The sequence below is a fragment of the Gemmobacter nanjingensis genome, assembly GCF_014652195.1.
Lineage (GTDB): Bacteria > Pseudomonadota > Alphaproteobacteria > Rhodobacterales > Rhodobacteraceae > Gemmobacter > Gemmobacter caeni.
Genome location: NZ_BMYI01000006.1, coordinates 118,490 through 141,745, shown reverse-complemented (window position 1 = coordinate 141,745; position 23,256 = coordinate 118,490). Strand labels below are relative to the sequence as shown.

Below are 23,256 nucleotides of genomic sequence, written 5' to 3'. Positions count from 1 at the left end.
TCCGCCGTCAGCGCGGGCGGTGGACATGGGCGCTTTGCACCAGCCCGAAGCCCACCAGCAGCACCAGCATGGCCGACCCGCCGTAGGACAGCAAGGGCAGCGGCACCCCCACCACCGGCGCCATGCCCATCACCATCGACAGGTTCACCGCGATGTAGAAGAACAGGTTCGCCGCGCAGCCAAGGATCAGAAGCTGCGAGAAACGGTCGCGGTTTTGCAGGGCCGAGACGATGCAGAAGCCGATGATACCCGCGTAAAGCAGCAGCAACGAAAAGGCGCCGACAAAGCCGAACTCTTCGGCCAGCGTGGTAAAGATGAAGTCGGTATGCTTTTCCGGCAGGAAGTTCAGCCGCGATTGCGTGCCCTGCATGAAGCCCTTGCCGGCCCAGCCGCCGGAGCCGAGGGCAATCTTGGCCTGAATGATGTTATAGCCCGCGCCCAGCGGATCGGCGGTCGGGTCGAGGAAGGTGTCGATCCTTGCATACTGGTAATCGTGCAGGAACTGCCATGGGGTTCCGCGCAGGGCAAAGACGCCGTAGATCGCGCCGCCCACCAGCCCCGCAACCGCGCCGAAATACCACCAGCTGACGCCCGCACAGAACATCACCGCCGCGCCGACCGCCAGCAGCATGACCGAGGTGCCGAGGTTCGGCTGCATCAGCACCAGGATCGTCGGCATCACGATCAGCAGCACGGGCAGCAGCACCCACAGCGGGCGCGAGACCTTCTTGGGGTCGAGCCAGTCGTAATAGGCGGCCAGCGCCATCACGAGGGTGAATTTCATCATCTCGGACGGCTGCAACACCAGTGGTCCGAGGTTGATCCAGCGCTGCGCGCCCATGCCCACATGGCCGAAAAATTCCACCACCAGCAGCAGCCCTACAGAGACCAGATAGGCCAGCGCCGACATGTTGCGCCAGAACCAGACCGGGATGAAGGCGACGAAGAACATCAGCGCCATGCCCAGACCGAAGCGCTTCATCTGCGGCTCGGCCCACAGTTCCATTCTTCCGCCAGAGACGGAATAGAGCATCAGGAACCCGACTGCCGCCACCGCGGTCATCATCAGGATGACGGGCCAGTTCAGATGCAGCACCTTGCGCAGCCCGGTCGGGGCGGTCTTGATGCGGTATTCCAGAAAGCTCATGCCGGTCTCTCCGCCTCAGGCCCGCGACCGCGTGGTGCTGTCGGCGCCGAAATCGCGCAGCTTCAAGTCGTTGAAGCGCGACTCGATCGTGCCGCGCTGCGAGGCGGGATAGGCGCTCAGCGGCGGGATGCCGCCGGTCAGGCAGAAAAGCAGGAGATCGCGGGCAATGGGCGCGGCCACAGCCGACCCGCCACCGCCATGTTCAACCACCACCGAAACCGCGACACGCGGGTTTTCGAAGGGGGCGTAGCAGACGAACAGCGCATGGTCGCGCCGGTTCCATGGCAGCTGATCGTTGCGCACCACGCCCGAGGCACGTTCCTGCGTCGAGATGTTGCGCACCTGCGCCGTGCCGGTCTTGCCCGCCATCAGCAGGGTTTCATCCGCAATGCGCGAGCCCTTGGCCGTGCCATGGGCGCCGTTCATCACCTCATACATCCCGCGCCGGACTGAAGCGAGGTGCTGGCTGCTCAGATCGAGTGGCGGCGCTTCGGGCAGGGGCACTTCCTGCGTGCCGATCATCCGCACCAGCCGTGGCTGGATGGCCCGGCCGCTGGCGATGCGCGCCGTCATCACCGCAAGTTGCAGCGGCGAGGTCAGCACATAGCCCTGACCGATAGAGGCGTTGATCGTGTCACCGATGCGCCAGTCCTGCTTGTAGCGTTCCTGCTTCCAGGCCTTGTCGGGCATCACCCCTTCGGTGATGGCGGACATGGGCAGATCGTGTCGTATGCCAAGACCCAGCTTGCGGCCCATCTCGGCGATCTTGTCGATGCCGACCTTCTGCGCGATGTCATAGAAGTAGACGTCACAGCTTTCAGCAAGGGCAGAATGCAGTGAAACGGTGCCGTGGCCCGAGCGTTTCCAGCAGTGGAACCGGCGGCTGCCGACCTCGTAATGGCCGGGGCAGTAGACACCCGTCTGGGGTGTGATCACACCCGCTTCCAGCGCCGCCAGCGCGGTGACCATCTTGAAGGTCGATCCGGGCGGATAGGCGCCCTGCACGGTCTTGTCGGCCAGCGGGCGATGGTCGTTTTCCAGCAGGACCGAATAATCCTTCTGGCTGATCCCGCGTACGAAAAGGTTTGGGTCGAAGGACGGCGCCGAGACACAGGCCAGAAGATCGCCGGTCTGCACGTCGATGGCCACCATGGCGGCGCTTTCATCGCCCAGCCGTGCCTGCGCAAAATTCTGCGCCTCGGCGTCAATGGTCAGACGCAGGTCATCGCCGGGGTCGCCCTCCAGCCGCTCCAGCTCGCGCATCACCCGGCCGACGGAATTCACCTCGATCCGTTTCTGCCCGGCCCGCCCGCGCAACTCCGCCTCGGTCCAGCGTTCCACCCCGACCTTGCCGATCTGGAATTTCGGCAGCTGAAGCACGGGGTCCGGGTTCTCGATCCGCTCCAGATCCCGCTCGGACACCGGGCCGACATAACCCACCACATGCGCGAAATCCTGATCCAGCGGATAGACACGGCTGAGGCCGACTTCGGGCGTGACGCCGGGCAGCGAGGGCGAGTTGATGGCGATTTTCGAGAAATCTTCCCAGCTCAGCCGGTCAGCCACGATGATCGGCACGAAGGGAGACCGGCGCTCCACCTCCTTCAGGGTCTTTTCGATGTCGGCGGGCGGCAGGGCCACGATGGAGGCAAGCCGCTTCAGCACCATTTCCACATCGCCTGCATCTTCGCGGGTGATGACGACGCGGTAATTCTGTTCGTTTCCGGCGATCAGGCGGCCGTTGCGGTCGAAGATCTGACCGCGCGCGGGCGGGATCAGCCGGATGTTGACCCGGTTCTCCTCGGCCAGCAGGCGAAATTCCTCGGCCTGATCGACCTGAAGATACCGCATCCGTGCGCCCAGAACGGCGACGAAGGCGGTCATGGCGCCGCCCATCAGGAAGGCGCGCCGACGCACGCCCCGCACGGAATCTTCGGTATCGCGTTGCGTCCGTTTCATAGCCGCCGTCCCATCGAATCGACCTCGCCCATCCCCGGCTTGTGAACCCGCAGTGTGACATGCGACAGCCAGACGACCACGGGATAGGCAAGCACCGTCGCCACCGCCTGCGTCATGGCATAGCCAAAGCCCGCCTGCGGCAGCAGGGTTACCGCAAAGACCAGATGATAGCCCAGAAACATGCCGAACATCAGCAGGCCGATGAAAATCCATTCCGTCGCAAAACTCAATTCACGGGTCAGTGCGATGCGGGACCGCAGGATTTCCGACCCGACCAGCACCAGGGCGGTCCACAGCCCCGGCGGCCGCAGCAGCAGCATGTCCTCGGTCAGCACGACCGCTACGATCAGCAGGGCGGGCATGTAATCGGGGCGGCGCTGCACCCAGGCGAGGATCAGGCACAGCAGAAGATCGGGGCCGGGCAGGCGGCCCGCCTCGGACCCAAGGGGCAGCAGGCGCAGGAAGATCAGGAACAGCGCCACCGCCACGAAGATCCCGCGATGCATCAGCACATCGCGGCGCAGCGGATCAGCCATTGCTGTCCTCCCCCTCGGCAGGGGGCGGGGGGCCGATCTCGCCGGGCGTCACCGGCTCGGCCACCAGACCACCGGGATCGGTGATCGCCTCAAGGTCGTGGCTGCGCAGCACGCGCAGGAAATCCAGCCGCTCGTAATCGGCGGCCAGCAGGGCGCGCAGCCGCCGGTCCGGCCCCTGCGCGACCGACCCGACCAGCAGACCCGCCGGGAAAACCCCGCCATCGCCCGAGGTCACCACCCGGTCACCGGGGCGCACCAGATCGGCCTTTTCCACAAATTCGAGCGGCGGGGCAGAAGAGTTGTCGCCGGACAGAAGCGCCTTCTGTCCCGACGGCTCCACCACCACCGGAATGCGCGAACTGGAATCGGTCAGCAGGATCACCCGTGCGCTGCGCCTGCCCACGCCCGATATGCGCCCGACAAGCCCGATGCCGTCCATCGCGGCCCAGCCGTCCCGCACGCCGTCCCGCTCGCCCACGTTGATCAGCACGGATTGCCGGAACGGGCTGCCGCTGTCGGCCAGCACCACGCCGGTGATATGCGTCAGCTTCGGGTCCAGCCGCACCTGATTGAGGTCCAGAAGCTTCGCATTCTGCTGTTCCAGCCGCAGCGCGGCCTCTTTCCAGCCGCGCATCTGCTTCAGTTCCTGCCGAAGTTCCTGATTTTGCTCGTAAAGCTTGGTGTAGGACTGGAAACCCTGCACCATCTGCACCGCTTTGGTCACGGGCAGCATCACCCAGTCGAAACTGGGCACCGTGCGATCCACCAAGGCGGTGCGGAAGCGTTCCACGCGCGGGCTGTCGATGCGCCACAGCAGGAACAGCGCCAGCAAAAGCACCACCAGCGCGCCGATCAGGATGCGCCTGATCGGGCGGGCAAAATCCTCCGGGTTGGTCCGGTTCTTTGCCACGCGCGGCCCCTTTGCGATGCGCTGTGTCCTGCGGCTCAGCTATCGTAGTCGATGACGTGCCGCAGTTGTTTTTCGTACTCCAGCGCCTTGCCGGTGCCAAGCGCTACACAGTTGAGCGATTCATTGGCGACGGAAATCGACAGGCCGGTCTGTTCGCGCAGCGCCAGATCCAGATCGCCCAGCAGCGCACCACCGCCGGTCAGCATCACGCCGCGATCCACGATATCGGCCGCCAGATCGGGCGGGGTGGTTTCCAGCGCCTGCATCACCGCGTCGCAGATCTGCTGCACGGGTTCGGCCAACGCCTCGGCCACCTGGGCCTGGTTGATCTCGGTTTCTTTCGGCACGCCATTCAGCAGGTCGCGGCCGCGGATCTGCATCGAGGCGCCGCGCCCGTCATCGGGCATCCGCGCCGTGCCGATCGAGGTCTTGATGCGCTCCGCCGTGCTTTCGCCGATCAGCAGGTTCTGATGACGGCGCAGGTAGCTGATGATCGCCTCGTCCATCCGGTCGCCGCCCACACGGACGGAACGCGCATAAACGATGTCACCCAGCGACAGAACGGCCACTTCGGTCGTGCCGCCGCCGATGTCGACCACCATGCTGCCGGTCGGTTCGGTGATCGGCATCCCCGCGCCGATCGCCGCCGCGATGGGCTCGGCGATCAGGCCCGCGCGGCGCGCACCGGCTTGCAGCACCGAATTGCGGATCGCGCGCTTTTCCACCGGGGTCGCGCCATGCGGCACGCAGACGATGATCTTCGGTTTGGCGAAGGTCGTGCGCTTGTGAACCTTGCGGATGAAATGCTTGATCATTTCCTCCGCGCTGTCGAAATCGGCGATCACGCCGTCGCGCATCGGGCGGATGGCCTCGATGCTGCCCGGCGTCCGGCCCAGCATCAGCTTGGCATCCTCGCCCACGGCGAGAACCTGCTTCTTGCCGTCCTTCACATGGTACGCCACCACCGAGGGTTCGTTCAGCACGATGCCCTTGCCCCGGATATAGACAAGCGTATTCGCGGTGCCGAGGTCGATCGCCATATCCGACGAAAAGAGGCCGGTGAGTGACATGCTGGACTGCGTCCTTCGATGAGCAAAAACGGATCAGCCCGCGACTCAGGCCGTTTCCGGCGCGGGCGCCTTCATATAAAGACAGCACCCGACCGGCGAAAGCCCGGAGTCTGCGTGGACGGCACAATTCCGCGTGTTCTGTAAGGGCTTGCACTTATCGAACATTTCGCGCGGGTGGTGGCGGGTGGACTTTGGCTATCGTTGCAGACTTGCAATATTTGGTGCACCGGAATGAAAAAGGCCGCCCGGTGGGCGGCCCTTTCGCGGCTCAAAGTGCGCGTGGCGCCTTCTGCAACAGCGGCATCACATCCGCCATTTCCGGCCCGTTGGCCCGCCCGGTCAGCGCCTTGCGCAGCGGCATGAACAGCCCCTTGCCCTTGCGGCCCGTCGCCTCTTTCACCGCCGTGGTCCATTCCGACCAGGTGGTTTCGGTCCAGGGCTGGACGGGCAGCAGGGTCAGCGCCTGCGCGACGAAATCGCGGTCCTCGTCCTCGACCAGCGGCTCGGCGCCGTCGCGGAACAATTCCCACCAGCCGGCCAGATCGTCCAGCACGGTGATGTTGTCCTTGGCCACGCGCCAGAAGGCCGCCAGCTTGTCCTCCGGCACCCCCAGCGCGCGGATGCGATCCGCCACCGCATCCAGCGGCAGCGCCTGCACATGGGCGCGGGTCAGCGGGAACAGGTCTTCCGCGTCGAATTTGGTCGGGGCGGAGCCGAAGCTTTCGACATCGAAGCCTTCTGCGATCTCGTCCAGCGAGCCTGCCAGAACCACGGGCTTCGACGATCCCAGCCGCGCCATCAGCGACAGCAGCGCCAGCGGCTCCACCCCCCGTGCGCGCAGGTCGCGCAGGGACAGCGTGCCAAGGCGCTTCGACAGTTCCTCGCCCTTGGCGCCGGTCAGCAGCGAATGGTGGGCGAAGGCCGGGGGCGTGCCGCCCATGGCCTGCATGATCTGGATCTGCGTCGCGGTATTGGTCACATGGTCGGCGCCGCGTACGATATTGGTGACGCCCATGTCGATGTCATCGACCGACGAAGCGAAGGTATAAAGCACCTGTCCATCGGCACGGATCAGCACCGGGTCCGACACGCTGGCTGCGTCGATCGAGATCGGGCCAAGGATACCGTCGGTCCATTCGATCCGCTCCTGATCCAGCAGGAAGCGCCAGTAACCATCGCGCCCTTCGGCGCGGAACTTCGCCTTCTCGTCGTCCGACAGCCGGTAGGACGCGCGGTCATAGACCGGCGGCTTGCCCATGTTCAGCAGCTTCTTGCGCTTCAGGTCCAGCTCGGTCGGGCTTTCGAAACATTCATAGAACCGGCCCTTCGCCTTCAGCGTTTCCGCCTCGGCGCGGTAACGCTCCAGCCGCAGCGACTGACGTTCCACCCGGTCCCAATGCAGGCCCAGCCATTCCAGATCGGCCATGATCGCATCAGCGTATTCCTGCTTCGAGCGTTCCTGGTCGGTGTCATCCAGCCGGAGGATGAACTGGCCGCCGGTCTTGCGGGCGATCAGATAGTTCATCAGCGCGGTGCGCAGATTGCCGACATGGATATAGCCGGTGGGCGAGGGCGCGAAGCGGGTAACGGTGGTCATTTTGTGCCTCCTGCAACCCGCGCCCTTTCGCATGCGGGCACGCATTTGTCCATATCGCGCAGGCGGGGGGGCGGCTATGCTGCCACGCCATGACCCATGCCAGCGCCAACACCATCGCCCCCGACCTCGCCCTGATCGAACAACTGGCCCATGAGGCCGTGATGAGCCTGCCCGAACCCTTTCGCAAGGCCGCGACTATGGTCCTGCTGCGGGTCGAGGATTTTCCGCCCGACGACATCCTTGATGCCATGAACATCGCCGATCCGTTCGAACTGACCGGGCTTTACGAGGGTATTCCCCTGACCGAGAAATCTGTCAGCGACCAGCCGGCGGGGCCGGATGTGATCTGGCTGTTCCGCCGCCCCATTCTGGATGAATGGCTGGAACGTGGCGATGTCTCGCTGGGCGAGCTGGTGACGCATGTGACGATCCATGAATTCGCCCATCACTTCGGCTGGTCGGATGATGACATCGCCGTGGTCGATCCGTGGTGGGAATAACGCAGCCGTGAAGCGGTGAATCCTGCGGTCCGGGTTAGGCTGAGGCCTTGCAACACAGGAGAGAGTGACATGACCGCAGAAGCGACCACGCCGACCCTCACCCGCCGCGCGGCACTCATCGCCGCAGCCGCCGTTCCCGCCGTGGCGCTGGCGCCACGCGCGGCCCGCGCCGCCGCACCGATGCAGGGCGCCGCCCAGCCCGGTTTTCATCGTTTTCCCCTTGGCGAGATGGAGGTGACGGCGCTGCTTGTCGGCACCCGTCCAATGGAAAATCCCAACGGCACCTTCGGCCTGAACGCCAGCCCCGAAGATTTCGCCGCCCTCGCGCAGGCGAATTTCCTGCCCGCGGACATGTCGGTGAACTTCTTCACCCCGACGCTGGTGAATACCGGGGCGGAACTGGTGCTGTTCGACACCGGCCTTGCGCCCGAAGCCATCACGGCCGCGCTGGCGGCGGCGGGCGTCACGCCCGATCAGGTGGACGTCGTGGTGCTGACCCATATGCATGGCGATCACATCGGCGGGCTTGCGGGCGAGGCGCCGACCTTCACCAATGCCCGCTACGTCACCGGCGCGGTGGAGCACAACCATTGGTCCGGCGCGGGTAACGAGGGATTTGACACCAAGGTCAAACCGCTGAGCGACAAGATGACCATGCTCGATGACGGCGGCAGCGTCGCTGCGGGCATCAGCGCCATCGCGGCCTTCGGCCATTCACCGGGGCATATGGCCTATCGGCTGGAAAGCGGGGGCAAATCGCTGGTCATCACGGCGGATACGGTGAACCACTACGTCTTTTCCATGCAGCGCCCGGATTGGGAGGTGCGGTTCGACATGGACAAAGCAGCAGGCGCGGCGACCCGGCGCAAGCTTTTGGGAATGCTGGCCGCTGACCGCACGCCCTTTATCGGCTATCACATGCCGTTCCCGGCTGTGGGCTATGTCGAGGCACAGGGCGAGGGCTTTCGCTTCGTTCCTGCAAGTTACCAGCAGTTGCTGTAACGCAAAGGGGCGGCAGCGCCGCCCCCAATTTTCTTAATCAAGGAATTGCAAGAGTTTTCAGGAAAGCTCGTGGCGCTCAGCCCAGCTTTGCGGCCACATCGACCAGACGACGCGCCTGATGGCCGATGGCGGCTTTCGCATTGTCATCGAACTCTTTGCCCTGGGTATGGCTGTAGCCATAGGGGTTGCCGCCCGCCGCGAAGATCGCCTGATCGGTAAAGCCCGGCGGCACGATGATCGACCCCCAATGCGCGAAGGTGGTGTAAAGTCCGAGGATCGTCGCCTCCTGCCCGCCATGCGGGTTCTGCGCCGAGGTCATCGCGGTGACGGGCTTGCCTGCCAGCGCGCCCTTGAACCACAGACCGCCCAGCGTGTCGATGAAGGCGCGCATCTGCGACGGCGCCTGGCCAAAGCGGGTGGGGGCCGAAAACAGATAGGCATTGGCCCATTCCATGTCGTCGGGCGTCGCAACCGGGATGTCCTGCATCTTGTCCAGCGTGGCTTTCCACGCATCCTGCCCGTTCACCACTTCGGCCGGTGCGGTTTCCGCGACACGGCGCAGACGGACCTCGGCGCCCGCAGCCTCAGCTGCTTCGGCGGCGATGCGGGCCATCTGAAGGTTGGTCGAATAGGTCGAGTAAAATACGATTGCGAGCTTGACGGCGGTCATCCTGTCCTCCTGTCGGGTGCAGTTATGCAGCTAACATAGTGCGCAGGCGGCCCTGCGCCCATTCGGTGCGGCCGCAGGGCGGATGTTCGCTGATGCACGGAACCCGGTTCAGCCCGGATCGCGGAAGCGGTTGGCGATGGGGTAGCGGCGGTCCAGCCAGAAGGCGCGGGGGGTCAGCCGCACGCCGGGCGCCGACTGGAAGCGCTTGTATTCGCTGATATACAGCAGATGCTCCACCCGTTTCACAGTGGCGTGGTCATAACCCTGTGCCACAATCTCGGCCACCGAAAGTTCCTGATCGACCAGCCCCTCCAGGATCGCATCCAGCACCTCATAAGGGGGCAGACTGTCCTGATCCTTCTGGTCAGGGCGCAATTCGGCGCTGGGTGGTTTGGTGATGACCCGTTCGGGGATCACCGCGCCCGCCGGACCCTTCATCCATGGGCGATGATGGTCATTGCGCCAGCGGCAGGTTTCGAACACGCGGGTCTTGTACATATCCTTGATCGGATTGTAGCCGCCGTTCATGTCGCCATAGATGGTGCAGTAGCCCACCGCCACTTCGGATTTGTTGCCGGTGGTCAGCAGCATCTCGCCAAACTTGTTCGACAGCGCCATCAGCATCAGCCCGCGCAGCCGGCTTTGCACGTTTTCCTCGGTGATGCCCGGTTCGGTGTCTGCAAACAGGTCGGCCAGCGCCTCGCCCACCGCCGCCTGCGCCCCGCCGATCGGCACGGTATCCAGCCGACAGCCCAGATTGCGCGCGACCTCACCCGCATCTTCCAGCGAATGCTCCGACGTATAGGCCGAGGGCAGCATGACGCAGCGCACATTCTCGGGCCCCAGCGCATCGGCGGCGATGGTGGCAACGATGGCGCTGTCAATCCCCCCCGACAGGCCCAACAACACCTTTCGGAAGCCGGTTTTCGCCATGTAATCCTGCAAACCCATGACGCAGGCGCGATAATCCGCCTCCCAGATCCGGGGGATTTCGGCGATCATGCCGGGCTCCGCGCGCCAGCCTTCCGGCCCGCGCGTGAAATCCACATGGGTCAGGCAGGTGTCGAATTGCGGCATCTGCACCGCGAGCGCACCGCCGGGATTCAGCACCATGCTCGACCCGTCGAAAACCTGATCGTCCTGGCCGCCCACCATATTGAGGTAGACCAGCGGCAGCCCGGTCTCGACCACGCGCGCCACCATCAGGTTCAGCCGCAGGTTCGGCTTGCCCCGGTGATAGGGCGAGCCATTGGGCACCAGCAGGATCTCTGCCCCGGTCTCGGCCAGCGTTTCGGCCACATCGGGGTGCCAGGCATCCTCGCAGATCGGCGTGCCGATGCGGATCGGCCCGATGCGGTAGGGACCGGAGACATCGGCGGGTGAAAAGATGCGTTTTTCGTCGAAGACATCGCTGTTCGGCAGATGGTGCTTCAACACCTTCGCCACCACCTTGCCGCCCTGCAAAACCCACCAGGCATTGTGAAGCCTGTCGCCTACCCGCGCCGGGCCACCGATGCCGATGGCCGGGCCTTCGGCACAATCGGCGGCCAGCGCCAGGATCGCCGCCTCTGCCGCATCGGCAAAAACCCGCTTCAGGATCAGATCCTGAGTCTGATAGCCGGTGATGAACATTTCGGTCAGTGCCAGCATGTCGGCGCCTGCGGCCTTCGCCTCGGCCCAGGCGCTGCGGGCCTTGGCGGCATTGCCCGCGATATCGCCCACAACCGGGTTCAGTTGGGCAAGTGTCAGGCGAAAGCGGTCTGCGGCCATGGGCGGCTCTCCGTCTGGCAGCGGGAGCGGCGTCCCGAGGATTTGTCTTGCTTTCTAGCAGACTGACGGCCAAGGAAAAGGAGGAAGCGGCACAAGGATCCGGGGGGCGAGGATGCGGAAGCGGTTCGGGATGGGCATGGGCGCGGCGGGGCTGGCGATGGCACTGGCCTTGCCGGTCGCGGCGCAGAACACCTCCGATGTGCTGGTCAAGCAATATGATGACGGTTCGGTCTACGAGGGGCAGTTCCTCAACGGGCGGCAGCACGGGCAGGGCACCTACCGGCTGACCAATGGATTCGAATACAGCGGCGAATGGGTCGAAGGTGAGATCCGTGGCCGCGGCACTGCCCGCTATCCCAATGGCTCGGTCTACGAGGGGGATTTTCTCGGGGGCAAGCCCTTTGGCAAGGGCAAGATCACCTATGCCGACAACAGCACCTATGAAGGCGACTGGTCGGACGGCAAGATCACCGGCAAGGGTGTCGCACGCTATGCCGATGGCTCGGTCTACGAGGGCGATTTCGTTGATGCGGTGCATGAGGGGCAGGGCAAGCTGACCTCGGCCGAAGGGGCGGTTTACGAAGGCGGCTGGCTCGGGGGCATGAAGGACGGGCAGGGCAGGCTGACCTACCCGGACGGCACCGTCTATGACGGGGGGATGAAGGCGGGCAACCGCGACGGCAAGGGCAAGCTGACCATGCCCGACGGCCTGACTTATGACGGAGATTGGGCCAAGGGACAGATCAATGGTCTGGGCAAGCTGACCCAGCCCAATGGCTCGGTTTACGAAGGCGCCTTCGTGGAGGGCGAGCGTCAGGGTCGTGGCAAGATGACCTACAAGGACGGCTCGGTCTACGAAGGTGGTTTCAGGGGCGATCAGCGTGATGGCAAGGGCGTGTTTCGCACCGCTGATGGCTACAGCTATGATGGTGACTGGGTCGCGGGCCGGATGGAAGGTGCGGGGCGCATGACCTATGCCGATGGATCGGTCTATGAGGGTGCGTTCAAGGCCGACAAGCCCGAAGGACGCGGTCGCATCACCTATGCGGATGGTTCGGGCTATGAGGGCGACTGGGTCGCGGGCGAGATTGCGGGGCAGGGCCGGGCGACCTATGCCGATGGCGCAATCTATGAAGGCGCCTATGCTGATGGGCAGGCGCAGGGCGAGGGTGTGCTGACCCGGCCTGACGGCTATCGCTACGAAGGTGACTGGGTGGCGGGCAAGCGCACCGGCGAGGGCATTGCGACCTATGCGGATGGCGCGACCTATACTGGCGGTTTTGTCGATGGTGCCCGGCAGGGCAAAGGCAAGATGACCATGGCCGATGGTTTCAGCTATGAGGGCGACTGGGTGGCGGGCGAGATGACCGGGCAGGGCATCGCGCGTTATGCCAATGGCGACGTCTATGAAGGCGCTTTCGTCAAAGGGCGGCGCGAGGGGCAAGGAATGTTGCGCTATGCCAATGGCCGTGAAAGCTCGGGCCAGTGGCTGAACGGGATTTTGGTGGCAGCACCGGAGCCCGCCCCGGCCGACGCCTCGACTGAGCCTGCGCCGGGTGACGCTGCCGCGCCAGCGGGCAACTGAGCCGCGCGCTTTCGGACTGGCGTGGGTGAGTGCAGCGTCAGCCATCTCTCGCCGCAATCTGACAAAGAGCAGCCAGAAGCCTTTGCCGTGAAAAGGGTTTTGCCACATGGCCGGCAAAGCCTTGCGCTGCATAAGCCTCGACCTGATGGCGCATGGCATTGGCGGTGATCGCCAGCGCAGGCACGGCGGGCCAGCCCGAGGCGCGCTCCGCCTCGCGGATCGCTCGCAAGGCGGTCACGCCATCTACGACCGGCATCGAAATATCCAGCAGAATCAGATCGAACCGCTTTTCCGATGCGCGGGCGATGGCCTGACGTCCGTCACAGACCAGCTCAACCGATATCCCGCAGGGGGCCAGCATTGCCGCAAGGATCTTGCGGTTGGTGGCATTATCATCCGCGGCAAGCACCTTCAAACCGGGCAGCAGGTCAAGCGGCAGATCTGGTGGTGCAGGCTCCGGCGGCACCATCGGCATATCCTCTGCCTCTGGCAGGGGGAGCGTCACGCGGATTCGGGTGCCGAAGCCGGGTTGCGACTGCGCGCTCACCTCGCCTCCCATCATCCCGACCAGTTTTTTGACGATGGCCATACCCAGCCCGGTGCCCCCGAAGCGACGGGTGATGGTCGGATCGGCCTGCTGGAAATCCTCGAACATGCGGGCAAGCTGGTCTGCAGTCATACCGATGCCGGTATCAGTGACATCCAGCGTGACGGGTCGCCCCGGCGGGCAGGTCATCAGCACCCGGATCTCGCCGGTTTCGGTAAACTTGATCGCATTCGCCAGCAGGTTGTGCAGGATCTGCGCCATACGATGCGGGTCGCCCAGTCGCAGCCGCGCGGCATCGGCGCTGGCAAGGATGGCGAAGGACAGCCCCTTTTCCTGCGCGCGCAGGGAATAGAGCGCCTCGACCCGCGCCACCACATCCGCCGGACGAAAGGCCGAGGTTTCCAGTTCCATATGGCCCGCGTCGATCTTCGACAGGTCCAGAATGTCGTTCAGCACCCGCAGCAGCGTTTCACCGGATTCGCGGATCGTGGCCACCATGGCGCGCTGTTCGGGCGGGTCGATGAGTGGCTCCAGCAGTTCGGCCATGCCCAGAACCCCGTTCAGCGGTGTGCGGATCTCATGGCTCATGTTGGCCAGAAACAGGCTTTTCGCCGCATTCGCGGCCTCGGCCTGCTGGCGGGCGCGGTCCAGATCGGCGGTGCGCAACCGCACTTCGGCTTCCAGATTGCGGGCCTGGCCTTCCAGCGCACAATTCGCCTCGTAAAGCTCGCGGCTTTTCTGTTCCAGCAGGGCCTCGGCCTCTTCTCGCGCGCGTCGTTCCCGGTCATAGCGGCGGCGTGACACCTGATCGGGCGGTGGAAGCACGGTCATGGCGTGTCGTGGCGGATGGTGAATTCGGCCCGCGCCTGACCGGGGGTGGAAAGGTCGCGTGTGGTGATGGTGGCGGGCCTGCCAAAATGATCGACACAGCCCTCGATCAGCCCGGCACAGAACGGCACCAGCGGCCGGGTGGAGCTGTAATCCATCCGCAACTCGCCTGGGCCGAGCCTTTCTGTGGCGAATGTCGGCAATTCGGCGCCGGGATAGATCTTGCGCACCTCCACATGCACCTCGCCCTCGATCGCCTCCAGCATGGCCAGCACATCGGGTTTGTCCTCGAAGAAGGCGGGATAATAGGTTTTGAAGGTGTTCATCATCCAGTGGCCGAAGCGGCGTTGCAGTTCCTCGCCCGGCAGGCCGGTCACGCGCGAGAAGGCGCCCACCAGCGCGACCAGATCGGCGCAGGGGTAATCCCCCACGGCGGAAAACGCACCGCCGGTGGACAGCGGCGTGTCGTCCAGAACCTGATCCACCACGGCCTCGCCCAGCAGGTTTTCGGCCATTTTCAGCAGTTCGACAAAAACGATTCCCTTCATCGCCGTCACCCTTTCGTGCGTTCCGCCCCAGTCCTGCATGGCAGAGGTTGACAAACCGCTAAGCCGCGCGCATTTCGCCGGGCTTTCCGAAGGGGCGATGGCGATGAAGGCTCTGACCACTGTGAGCGACCTGGCGGCGGCGGGGCTGGTGGAGCCCTCGGCGGCGCTGGATGCCGTGGCGGAGCGGTTTCGCATCCGGCTCAGCCCCGCAATGCGCGCGCAGGCCGGGTCGGCGGGTGTCGCGCGCCAATTCGTGCCGGATGTGGCGGAACTGCTGATCCGTCCGGAGGAGCGCGCCGACCCCATCGGTGACCGTGCCTTCAGCCCGGCGCCGGGCCTGACGCATCGCTACCCCGACCGGGTAATCCTTGCCGTCACCCAGACCTGCGAGGTCTATTGCCGCTTCTGTTTCCGGCGCGAGACGGTGGGCGCGGCGGGCGCATTGCCCGAGGCCGGTCTGAACGCGGCGCTGGCCTATATCGCCGCCACGCCCGCAATCCGCGAGGTCATCCTGACCGGCGGCGATCCGCTGTCCCTGTCAGCGCGGCGGCTGGGGGCCGTGCTCGACCGGCTGGAGGCGGTGCCGCATGTGGAAACCCTGCGCATTCACAGCCGGGTGCCGGTGGTCGCGCCGGAGCGGATGGGTGCGGCCATGCTCGCGGTGCTGGACCGCGAGAAGCCCGTGCATCTGGTGATCCATACCAACCACCCCGATGAGTTGGGTGAGCCCGCGCGGGCCGTGCTGCGGCGGCTGAACCGCGCCGGGGTGGCGATGTTCTCGCAATCGGTGCTGCTGCGCGGCGTGAATGATGATACCGACACGCTGGAGGCGCTGTTCCGCGCCCTGATCCGCAACCGGGTAAAGCCTTACTACCTGCATCACTGCGATCTGGCCGAGGGCACCAGCCATTTCCGCACCACCATCGCCGAGGGCCGTGCGCTGATGGCCGAGCTGAAACGCCGCCTCTCGGGCCTCGCGCTGCCGTCCTATGTGCTGGATATTCCGGGTGGCGCGGGCAAGATCGCCCTGACGCCGGGCATGGCGGAGGAGGTGGCGCCGGGCGAATGGCGGGTGAGGGACCGGCTGGACGAGGTGCATCGCTATACCGACCCGGCGCGCGACTGACACCGCTTGCAGGCTGACCCGCGCCGCGCCACAACTATGGGGTGCAAGTGAGATCCACCATGCCCCGTATCCCCTCTGTCACCGCGTTTCTGAAGCCTGACAACGGCTATGAGCCGACCGAGGCGGAACAGCGCCTGATCACGGCCTGTCAGAAGGGGGAGCATTGCATCCTTTCCAATGAGCGTCCGACCGGGCCGACCGAAGCCAATACCATCCGCGCCGAGCTGATCCGCCTGCTGATCCTCGGCGGCACCAAGGATTGCGGGTTGGATGACAGCGGGGTCGGGCTGAAAGGCGGATGGATTAGGGGGATACTGGACCTGCGCTTTGCGAAGGGGCAGGGCGGTGTGACTCTTGCTGAATGTTATTTTCAGAACGCGCCCTATTTGGAACATGCCCGGCTGGATCAGTTGAACTTAGATGGGAGCAAACTGCCGGGCCTACGGGCCTCGCATCTTGAGCTGTCGGGCGCGCTGTTTCTGGAAGGGACTGAAATGACTGGTCCCCTATCTCTGGTTGGGGCGCGGATCGGCGGGCAGTTGAATTGTGTGGGGGCAAAGCTGGACGACAATGGGGGCGTGGCGCTGAACGGGCAGGGGATGACACTCGGCGATAGCCTTTTTCTGCGTGCGGCCAAGGTGAGGGGCTGCATCACCCTCGCGGGATCGCAGATCGGCGGGCAGGTCGTTTGCGTCGAGGCCGAGCTGGACGGTAACGGCGGCAAGGCGCTGAACGGGCAGGGGATGACGCTCGGTCAGAGCCTTTTTCTGCGCGGGGTTACGGCGACGGGCTGCATCGGCCTCAATGGATCGCGGATCGGTGGGCAGTTGGCTTGCGAGGGTGCCAAGCTGGACGGCAACGGGAGCATGGCGCTGAACGGGCAGAGTATGAGCGTGACTGGGGGCCTTCTCTTTCGCGAAGTTGAAGTAATAATGGGCGATCTCATTCTAACCGCGGCGCAGGTTGGGGATCTGGTCGATGATTTCGCAAGCTGGAATAAGATAAACGGATACCTGAACTTGGATGGGTTCACCTATGATCGGCTGTTCGGCTCATTGGATATTCCTGGCCGCCTGCGCTGGCTGAAGCAAGGCGCGTGGTTCGACGGCACCTTCTCCCCCCAGCCCTACACCCGCTTGCCAAGACCCTCGCTGCAATGGGCCATAACCGGGCGGCGCGGCGGGTGCTTTATGAGCGGGAGGAAATTCTGGGGCAGGAGCAGTTGCGGGAGGATCGCAAAAGGCTGAGCGAACTCTGGCGCGACAGCCGGGGCGAAGGTGCGGCCGCGCAGGAGGTGCGGGCGGATATTGGCGTGCATTGGTGCCGCATGCGGTTTTCGCAGGTGAAGCATTGGCTGGCACGGCGCATCGTCGGGCATGGCTACCTGCCGGAGCGGGCGCTGATCGTCTCGCTCAAGGTGCTGACCATGGCGACGCTGGGCTATTTCATCGTCTGGCGGGCCGGGGGCATGGTGCCCAATTCGGATGTGGTGATGACCTCGGCGCAATGGGCGCAGGCCATGGCCGAGAACCCCGCCGCCCCCGCCCATGCCTGGGAGCATCTGGGGGCGGGGCAGCATTATGAGACCTTCAACGCCTTCGCCTATGCGGCCGATGTTTTCGTGCCGCTGTTCGATCTGGGGCAGGAAAGTGCATGGGCGGCGACCACCGCCAACTTCCTTGGCACGATGGCATGGGGGGCGAAATTGCTCCTGCAAGGCATGGGCTGGCTGGTCTCGGCGCTGGGGGTGGCGGCGATTACCGGGATCATGCAGAAGGACCGGGACTAGCGCATTTCCTCTTTTCTTTCCCGTCCCGGCCGTTATAGTCCCGCCCCATGAACACGGGCTTCCATATCATTTCCTGCGCGCCGCTGTGCGCCCCGGCCGCCCGTGGCCTGCTTCTCCTTAGCTGCCTCTGAGCGTGCCTTCGGGTGCGACCGCTCGGAGGTGACCAGCACCCAGGGATCGAAGCACCAGAATTTTCAAGGACAAGCACATGACCGACAGCAGCGCACAACCCCGCGTCGTGATTTTTGATACCACCCTGCGCGATGGCGAGCAGTCGCCCGGCGCCACCATGACCCATGAGGAAAAGCTGGAGATTGCCGGCCTCCTGGACGAGATGGGCGTCGATGTGATCGAGGCGGGTTTTCCCATCGCTTCGGAAGGCGATTTCAACGCGGTGACGGAAATCGCGAAACGCGCGAAAAACAGCACGATCTGCGGGCTGAGCCGGGCGAATTTCAAGGACATTGACCGCTGCTGGGAGGCGGTGAAACACGCCGCCTCGCCGCGTATCCATACCTTCATCGGCACCTCGCCGCTGCACCGCGCCATCCCGAACCTGACCATGGATGAAATGGCCGAGCGCATCCATGAAACCGTCACCCATGCCCGTAACCTGTGCGACAATGTGCAATGGTCGGCGATGGATGCGACGCGGACGGAACATGATTACCTGTGCCGGGTGGTGGAGATCGCGATCCGCGCCGGCGCGACCACCATCAACATTCCCGACACCGTGGGCTATACCGCCCCGCGCGAAAGTGCCGACCTGATCCGCATGCTGCTGGAGCGTGTGCCGGGCGCCGACGAGGTGATCTTTTCGACCCACTGCCACAATGATCTGGGCATGGCGACGGCGAACAGTCTGGCCGCTGTGGAAGCGGGTGCGCGGCAGATTGAATGCACGATCAACGGTCTGGGTGAACGCGCCGGCAATGCCGCGCTGGAAGAAGTGGTGATGGCGCTGAAGGTCAGGAATGACATCATGCCCTATGCCACCGGCATCGATACGACCAAGATCATGCATATCTCGCGCCGTGTCTCGACCGTTTCGGGTTTCCCGGTGCAGTTCAACAAGGCGATCGTCGGCAAGAACGCCTTCCTGCACGAAAGCGGCATCCATCAGGATGGCGTGCTGAAGAATGTCGAGACCTTCGAGATCATGCGCCCCGAAAGCATCGGCCTGACCGCGAAGAACATCGCAATGGGCAAGCATTCGGGCCGTGCGGCGCTGCGCGCCAAGATGAAGGAACTGGGCGTCGATCTGGGTGACAACCAGCTGAATGACCTCTTCGTGCGCTTCAAGGCTTTGGCCGACCGCAAGAAAGAGGTCTATGACGACGACCTGCTGGCGTTGGTGAAAGACGCCGATACGCATGAGGCGCATGACACCATTCAGGTGAAACGTCTGCGCGTTGTCTGCGGCACCGACGGCCCGCAGGAGGCGGAGCTGACGCTGGTGATTGACGGGGCGGAGCACAGCATTGACGCCACCGGCGACGGGCCGGTCGATGCGGCGTTCAACGCGGTCAAGATGCTCTACCCTCACAAGGCGCGGTTGCAGCTGTACCAGGTGCATGCGGTGACCGAAGGCACCGATGCGCAGGCCACGGTCAGCGTGCGGATCGAAGAGGAAGGCCGGATCGCCACCGGTCAGTCCGCCGACACCGATACGGTGGTGGCCAGCGTCAAGGCCTATGTCAACGCGATCAACCGCCTGATCGAGCGCCGGAAGAAATCCAACCCCGGCGATGATGTGAAAACGGTGGATTACCGCGACGCCGGCTGATCGTCAGGGCAGAGCAAGAAGGGGCGCCGGTGCAGAACCGGCGCCCTTTTTGCATCAGCCCAGAAGGTCGAAATGCCCGGCGGTCAGGTCCAGCCCTGCGCCGATCATCGCGATCAGTTTGCGTCCGCCCGCGCCGCTGCCGTTGGTATCGAAGAACAATCCACCCGTGCCGCTGTCATAGATCAGCCGGTCGTCGGCATCGACCTTCGCGCCGGGCACGCCGATGATCCTGAAGGCGTTTTCTTGCAGTTGACCGTGGAGAGACCGGAACGCGCTGCCCGCGAGCGCGATACTGTCGGCCCCGGTGTCGAAATCGGTGATGCGGTCGACATTTCCGGGTTTCAGCGCCGTATCGAAGACAAAGACATCCGCCCCGGAGGCGCCGGTCAGCACATCCTTGCCGGTGCCACCTGTCAGCCGGTCATTCCCCGCCCCGCCCGTGAGCGTATCCGCCCCGGCCAGTCCGGACAGATGGTCGCCACGGCCGCCGCCCTCCAGCCGGTTGGCGGCAGCATTGCCGGTAATCCGGTCGGTCCCGCGGCCCCCTGTGACATGTTCGATCCCGCGCAGGATGTCGGTGCCGATGCCCTTGCCGCTGGCCTGCCCGTCCGCAGTGCCCGCGCCGAGGGTGACTGTCACCCCCGCCTTTACCCTGCCATAGGTCACCAGATCAGCCCCGGCGCCGCCGTCGAAAATGTCATTCCCGGTGGAAGAGCGGAAGGTATCCGCGCCGCCCAGACCCATCAGCCGGTCATCGCCCTTGCTGCCCGCCATCACATTGGCACTGCTGTCGCCGCGCGTGACCTTCATGCCGACCAGCGTCGCCATGCCGCCACTGACCTCGACCGCCAGTTCTGTCTTCGACAGGCCCGAAAGGGTGAAACTGCGCAGCCCCGCGCCGGTATCGTAGCGGAACAGGCCTTTGGCTGAAAAGGTGAAATCCTCGATCCGGCCATCTGTGCCGAAGGTATGGGCAGAGCCCAGTTCAAGCCGGTCGCCCGTGCCGAATCCGTCGATGCGAAAGCTGATGCCGGTGGCCCAGCCATCGCGGGCGCGCACGGTTTCGCTACCGTTCCCGGTGATGGTGACGCGGTCGTTTGCAGTGCCGTTCAGCAGCAGCGTGCCGCCTGCCGAAACGCCAAGACGGCCCGCGCCGGTCAGATCGTCGTGCAGGTCGAGCGTGCCGCCGCGCGCCTCGATCACACCTTCGTTGCGCAACGTGCGGCCTGTGTCGAGCGTCAGGGTCTGGCCGGTGGTGGCACGGATCGTGCCGCCTGCGGCATTGGCCAGCTTCAACTCGGCGGCGCCTTCCAGCGACCCGATGAAGCCGCCCCCCGTGATGGTATTGCCGTTGGTCAGCAGGGCCGCGCTGGCGCCGCTGCCGGTCAGGCTGTCCTGTCCGGTCAGACCGTCCATCACAATGAGACCCTTGCCGGTCAGCGCGGCGCCCTTCGCGTGGATAGCCAGACGGGTGCCGCCCGCCTCGTCAAAGCGGATCTGGCCGCTGCTGCCGATTTCACCGCGCAGGGTGGTGGTGCCCATGACGCGGAACAGGCCCTGTAGCTTCAGCGCCCCGGTGCTGCCGTCCAGCCCCGCGCCGCTGTAACCAAGGATTTCGCCGCCATTAACCGTTGCCAGTGTGCCGCCCTGCACCGTCAGGCTGGCGGTGCCGCCCGCGAGTTCGACCCGCGCACCCGCACCCGCCGCACGCAGCGTGCCGCCCTGATTGGCGATCACGGCGGCCATGTCGCGCCCGGCGTCATTCACCCCCACCGCAAGCTGCAAAAGGCCGCCTTTCAGCGCCTCTGCCAGCCCGTCATTGCGGAAGGCGGTCAGCCCTTCCAGCCGCAGCGTCTGACCTTTCAGATCGGCGCTGATCCGGCCTGCGTCCGCATTGGTCAGCGACAGTCCATAGCGGAAATAGCCGGTCGCACCCGATCCGGCCCAGAGGCTGCCGATGGTGCCCGCGCCGTGCAGCCAGTTGTTGATATTCTCCAGCGTCGCCTCACCGCCCTGCGTCGCCCCCCTGATCTCGCCGCCGGGTGTGCCGGTTTCGGCCAGCCGTACCTCGCCCTTGCCTGCCAGCCGCGCCGTGTCCTCGATCAGCAGGCGCTGGGTGCGGGCGGTGTCGAAATGCAGATCGCCCTTGTTGTCGATCTGGCCGGTGAGTGTGCCGCCGCCCTGCACGCGGATATCGCCCAGCAGGGTCACGGCCCCGCGCGCCGTGCTGCCATCCAGCACTGAACTGGCGTTCATCAGATGGATTTCGCCGCCCGCGCGCCCCTCCAGCGTGCCGCCCTCGACCGTCATGGTCTGGCCGTTGCCCTGAAGCTCTGCCCGCGCTGCGGTGCCGGTGGCGAGAATGCGGCCCCCCTTGTTGTCCAGCACCTGCGCTTCATCGGCATAATCCGTCGCCACATCGCCTGATCCGGCGGCGATGCGCAGGGTCGCCCCGGTCTCGGCTCGCAGCAGCCCGGCGTTGCGGAAAGTCTCCAGCCCTTGCAGGGTCAGGGGTGCGCCTGCCACATCCGCCGCGATGATGCCATTGGTGCCGTTTTCCAGCGACAGGCGGATTGCCACAGACTGACCCATGCCGATGGCGGCCTGCTGCCGGCCGATCTGGCCCGCGCCGTGGATCAGATTGTCCTCGTTCACCAGAAGGCCCGTTGTCGTGCTGTCTGCCCCCTGAACCAGCGCATTGCGATACTGGGTGCCGGACGCCACGTCGAAGGCCAGTTCCACCGCGCCCCCGCCGCGCAGCGTCAGGTCTGTCGCTGCCAGCTGGCCTGAGTAGCCGTCCACCTGGATCGTGCCCCGGTTCACGATCTCGCCCGCGAGTTCCAGCATCTGCGTGGCGCGAACCTGCCCGCCCGCGTCGATGGTCAGCGCGCCCGCGACCGAGCCGCCGTCCAGCGTGGTATGGAAATTCGCGGTCTCGATCCGCCCGCCGCCGGTCGTTGCCAGATGACCCCCGGCGATGCGTCCGTCATGCAGTCGCAGCACAGAGCCTGCGCCCTCGGCCCGCAGTTCTGCCCCGGTGGTCTGTTCCAGCAGCGGCACTTGCAGATACAGTGTGCCGCCCCCGCTGGCCCGCATGATACCGGCATTCGTGGTCGGGTTCGCCCCGGTCACATCGGCGCTGTAAAGATGCAGCCGCACCCCTGCGACATTGGCATCGACCAGGCCGCCGGTGGCATTATGCAGAACCAGATTGCCGCCCGGATCGCCAAGGTTCTTGTTGTAGCCGATGGTGCCCGCGCCTTCGATGGTGCTGAAATTCTCCAGCACCGCGAGACCGTCATCCCCATCCATCCCGGTCAGTTGCGTGGACAGGCTGTTCGAGGTGCCGCCTTCCAGCCGCGACCCCAGCACCAGCCGCCCTGCGCCGGTCAGCGTGGTGGTGCCATCGCCCAGCCTCAGGGCCGAGGAATTGTTGTTCTGCGCGTCATCTGAAAGAATGCGGATGGTGCCCGCATTGTCGATGCTGCCGCCCAGCACCGTCATGTAGTCAGTCAGCAGGGACCAGCTTCCGGCATTGCTGACATCGCCGTGGATGGTCAGGTTCGAACTGTAGCCTTCCAGCGCGGCGCCCGTGAGGATGTCGAGATTGCGGATGTTCAGCGACTCGCCCGCCAGTGTGGTCTCGACAATCTGCGCAAGGCTGCCTGCGCCCGCGCCGCCCAGGCGCACATCTGTTTCGTCATCCGGAACTGTCGCTACATCGAAATTGGTTCCGACGATTTCCTGTTCCTCGTCCAGCAGAACGGCTGTCCAGGACAGTCCGCGCACGCCCGTGAATACAGCCATCCCACCCTCCCGCCGAATGCTGATCATCCGGTAAATTCCGCCGATGCTGACATAGGGCGGGGATTCCGGCAATCGCCGT

18 protein-coding genes are annotated in these 23,256 nt (G+C 64.9%); 7 read left to right on the top strand and 11 right to left on the bottom strand.

From position 1 onward, the window contains the following. Nucleotides 1–7: 7 nt before the first annotated feature. From rodA to gltX, 6 genes are all read right to left on the bottom strand, one after another. The gene (rodA, locus tag IE126_RS12035) at nt 8–1,147 is read right to left on the bottom strand and encodes a rod shape-determining protein RodA (RefSeq protein ID WP_054301128.1); all 1,140 of its coding nucleotides are present in this window, start codon (nt 1,145–1,147) and stop codon (nt 8–10) included. Nucleotides 1,148–1,162: 15 nt separating this feature from the next. Then, nucleotides 1,163–3,106, bottom strand: coding sequence for a penicillin-binding protein 2 (gene mrdA / locus IE126_RS12030; RefSeq protein ID WP_189381114.1), 1,944 nt, complete (start codon nt 3,104–3,106; stop codon nt 1,163–1,165). After that, a complete protein-coding gene (locus tag IE126_RS12025) occupies nt 3,103–3,642 on the bottom strand; it encodes a hypothetical protein (RefSeq protein WP_054301130.1) in 540 nt (179 codons plus the stop codon). The genes mrdA and IE126_RS12025 overlap by 4 nt, the downstream gene beginning before the upstream one ends. Next, on the bottom strand, nt 3,635–4,552 hold the full coding sequence (gene mreC / locus IE126_RS12020; RefSeq protein WP_054301131.1) for a rod shape-determining protein MreC: 918 nt from the start codon (nt 4,550–4,552) through the stop codon (nt 3,635–3,637). The genes IE126_RS12025 and mreC overlap by 8 nt, the downstream gene beginning before the upstream one ends. A 35-nt stretch (nt 4,553–4,587) precedes the next feature. Further along, nucleotides 4,588–5,622 carry a rod shape-determining protein gene (locus IE126_RS12015; RefSeq protein ID WP_054301132.1) on the bottom strand — a complete coding sequence of 345 codons (1,035 nt, stop codon included), beginning with the start codon at nt 5,620–5,622 and terminating at the stop codon, nt 4,588–4,590. A 268-nt stretch (nt 5,623–5,890) separates the two neighbouring features. After that, nucleotides 5,891–7,219 (bottom strand): glutamate--tRNA ligase, encoded by a 1,329-nt coding sequence (gene gltX / locus IE126_RS12010; protein ID WP_189381113.1) that lies wholly within the window; start codon nt 7,217–7,219, stop codon nt 5,891–5,893. Between the two features lie 89 nt (nt 7,220–7,308). On the opposite strand from gltX, the gene IE126_RS12005 reads away from it, so the two are divergent. Continuing rightward, nucleotides 7,309–7,719, top strand: coding sequence for a metallopeptidase family protein (locus IE126_RS12005; RefSeq protein ID WP_054301134.1), 411 nt, complete (start codon nt 7,309–7,311; stop codon nt 7,717–7,719). 69 nt (nt 7,720–7,788) lie between these two features. Continuing rightward, nucleotides 7,789–8,721 (top strand): MBL fold metallo-hydrolase, encoded by a 933-nt coding sequence (locus tag IE126_RS12000; RefSeq protein WP_189381112.1) that lies wholly within the window; start codon nt 7,789–7,791, stop codon nt 8,719–8,721. Between the two features lie 76 nt (nt 8,722–8,797). On the opposite strand, the gene wrbA is transcribed toward IE126_RS12000, so the two are convergent. Then, the gene (gene wrbA, locus IE126_RS11995) at nt 8,798–9,391 is read right to left on the bottom strand and encodes an NAD(P)H:quinone oxidoreductase type IV (protein ID WP_054303161.1); all 594 of its coding nucleotides are present in this window, start codon (nt 9,389–9,391) and stop codon (nt 8,798–8,800) included. 108 nt (nt 9,392–9,499) lie between these two features. Beyond that, the gene (locus IE126_RS11990) at nt 9,500–11,161 is read right to left on the bottom strand and encodes an NAD+ synthase (protein WP_189381111.1); all 1,662 of its coding nucleotides are present in this window, start codon (nt 11,159–11,161) and stop codon (nt 9,500–9,502) included. A 112-nt stretch (nt 11,162–11,273) separates the two neighbouring features. Here IE126_RS11990 and IE126_RS11985 point away from each other — a divergent pair, with 112 nt between their 5' ends. Then, nucleotides 11,274–12,746, top strand: coding sequence for an MORN repeat-containing protein (locus IE126_RS11985; protein ID WP_407646030.1), 1,473 nt, complete (start codon nt 11,274–11,276; stop codon nt 12,744–12,746). A gap of 37 nt (nt 12,747–12,783) precedes the next feature. Here the strand turns inward: IE126_RS11985 and IE126_RS11980 are convergent, their stop codons facing one another. Continuing rightward, nucleotides 12,784–14,124, bottom strand: coding sequence for an ATP-binding protein (locus tag IE126_RS11980; RefSeq protein ID WP_189381110.1), 1,341 nt, complete (start codon nt 14,122–14,124; stop codon nt 12,784–12,786). Continuing rightward, nucleotides 14,121–14,669 (bottom strand): heme NO-binding domain-containing protein, encoded by a 549-nt coding sequence (locus IE126_RS11975; RefSeq protein WP_189381109.1) that lies wholly within the window; start codon nt 14,667–14,669, stop codon nt 14,121–14,123. Before IE126_RS11975 ends, IE126_RS11980 begins: the two co-directional genes overlap by 4 nt. A 97-nt stretch (nt 14,670–14,766) precedes the next feature. On the opposite strand from IE126_RS11975, the gene IE126_RS11970 reads away from it, so the two are divergent. The 4 genes from IE126_RS11970 to IE126_RS11955 all read left to right on the top strand — a co-directional run bounded on the left by IE126_RS11970 (nt 14,767) and on the right by IE126_RS11955 (nt 19,370). Further along, a complete protein-coding gene (locus tag IE126_RS11970) occupies nt 14,767–15,795 on the top strand; it encodes a lysine-2,3-aminomutase-like protein (RefSeq protein WP_189381165.1) in 1,029 nt (342 codons plus the stop codon). 59 nt (nt 15,796–15,854) lie between these two features. Then, the gene (locus tag IE126_RS11965; RefSeq protein WP_189381108.1) at nt 15,855–17,042 is read left to right on the top strand and encodes a hypothetical protein; all 1,188 of its coding nucleotides are present in this window, start codon (nt 15,855–15,857) and stop codon (nt 17,040–17,042) included. Beyond that, nucleotides 16,979–17,584, top strand: a complete 606-nt coding sequence (locus tag IE126_RS11960) for a hypothetical protein (RefSeq protein ID WP_189381107.1) — start codon at nt 16,979–16,981, stop codon at nt 17,582–17,584. Before IE126_RS11965 ends, IE126_RS11960 begins: the two co-directional genes overlap by 64 nt. Nucleotides 17,585–17,792: 208 nt before the next feature. Further along, entirely contained in the window at nt 17,793–19,370 is a 1,578-nt protein-coding gene (locus IE126_RS11955; protein ID WP_108130166.1) for a 2-isopropylmalate synthase, read from the top strand. A 54-nt stretch (nt 19,371–19,424) separates the two neighbouring features. Here IE126_RS11955 and IE126_RS11950 read toward each other — a convergent pair whose 3' ends face one another. Continuing rightward, on the bottom strand, nt 19,425–23,177 hold the full coding sequence (locus IE126_RS11950; protein ID WP_189381106.1) for a calcium-binding protein: 3,753 nt from the start codon (nt 23,175–23,177) through the stop codon (nt 19,425–19,427). Nucleotides 23,178–23,256 lie beyond the last annotated feature (79 nt).

Coding starts and splice junctions, on each gene's coding strand:
- IE126_RS11990 (WP_189381111.1), bottom strand. CDS start 11,161: ATGGCCGCAGACCGCTTTCGCCTGACACTTGCCCAACTGAACCCGGTT.
- gltX (WP_189381113.1), bottom strand. CDS start 7,219: ATGACCACCGTTACCCGCTTCGCGCCCTCGCCCACCGGCTATATCCAT.
- IE126_RS11980 (WP_189381110.1), bottom strand. CDS start 14,124: ATGACCGTGCTTCCACCGCCCGATCAGGTGTCACGCCGCCGCTATGAC.
- IE126_RS12015 (WP_054301132.1), bottom strand. CDS start 5,622: ATGTCACTCACCGGCCTCTTTTCGTCGGATATGGCGATCGACCTCGGC.
- IE126_RS11950 (WP_189381106.1), bottom strand. CDS start 23,177: ATGGCTGTATTCACGGGCGTGCGCGGACTGTCCTGGACAGCCGTTCTG.
- wrbA (WP_054303161.1), bottom strand. CDS start 9,391: ATGACCGCCGTCAAGCTCGCAATCGTATTTTACTCGACCTATTCGACC.
- IE126_RS12005 (WP_054301134.1), top strand. CDS start 7,309: ATGACCCATGCCAGCGCCAACACCATCGCCCCCGACCTCGCCCTGATC.
- IE126_RS11970 (WP_189381165.1), top strand. CDS start 14,767: ATGGCGATGAAGGCTCTGACCACTGTGAGCGACCTGGCGGCGGCGGGG.
- IE126_RS11955 (WP_108130166.1), top strand. CDS start 17,793: ATGACCGACAGCAGCGCACAACCCCGCGTCGTGATTTTTGATACCACC.
- mrdA (WP_189381114.1), bottom strand. CDS start 3,106: ATGAAACGGACGCAACGCGATACCGAAGATTCCGTGCGGGGCGTGCGT.
- IE126_RS12025 (WP_054301130.1), bottom strand. CDS start 3,642: ATGGCTGATCCGCTGCGCCGCGATGTGCTGATGCATCGCGGGATCTTC.
- IE126_RS11965 (WP_189381108.1), top strand. CDS start 15,855: ATGCCCCGTATCCCCTCTGTCACCGCGTTTCTGAAGCCTGACAACGGC.
- rodA (WP_054301128.1), bottom strand. CDS start 1,147: ATGAGCTTTCTGGAATACCGCATCAAGACCGCCCCGACCGGGCTGCGC.
- IE126_RS11985 (WP_407646030.1), top strand. CDS start 11,274: ATGCGGAAGCGGTTCGGGATGGGCATGGGCGCGGCGGGGCTGGCGATG.
- IE126_RS12000 (WP_189381112.1), top strand. CDS start 7,789: ATGACCGCAGAAGCGACCACGCCGACCCTCACCCGCCGCGCGGCACTC.
- IE126_RS11975 (WP_189381109.1), bottom strand. CDS start 14,669: ATGAAGGGAATCGTTTTTGTCGAACTGCTGAAAATGGCCGAAAACCTG.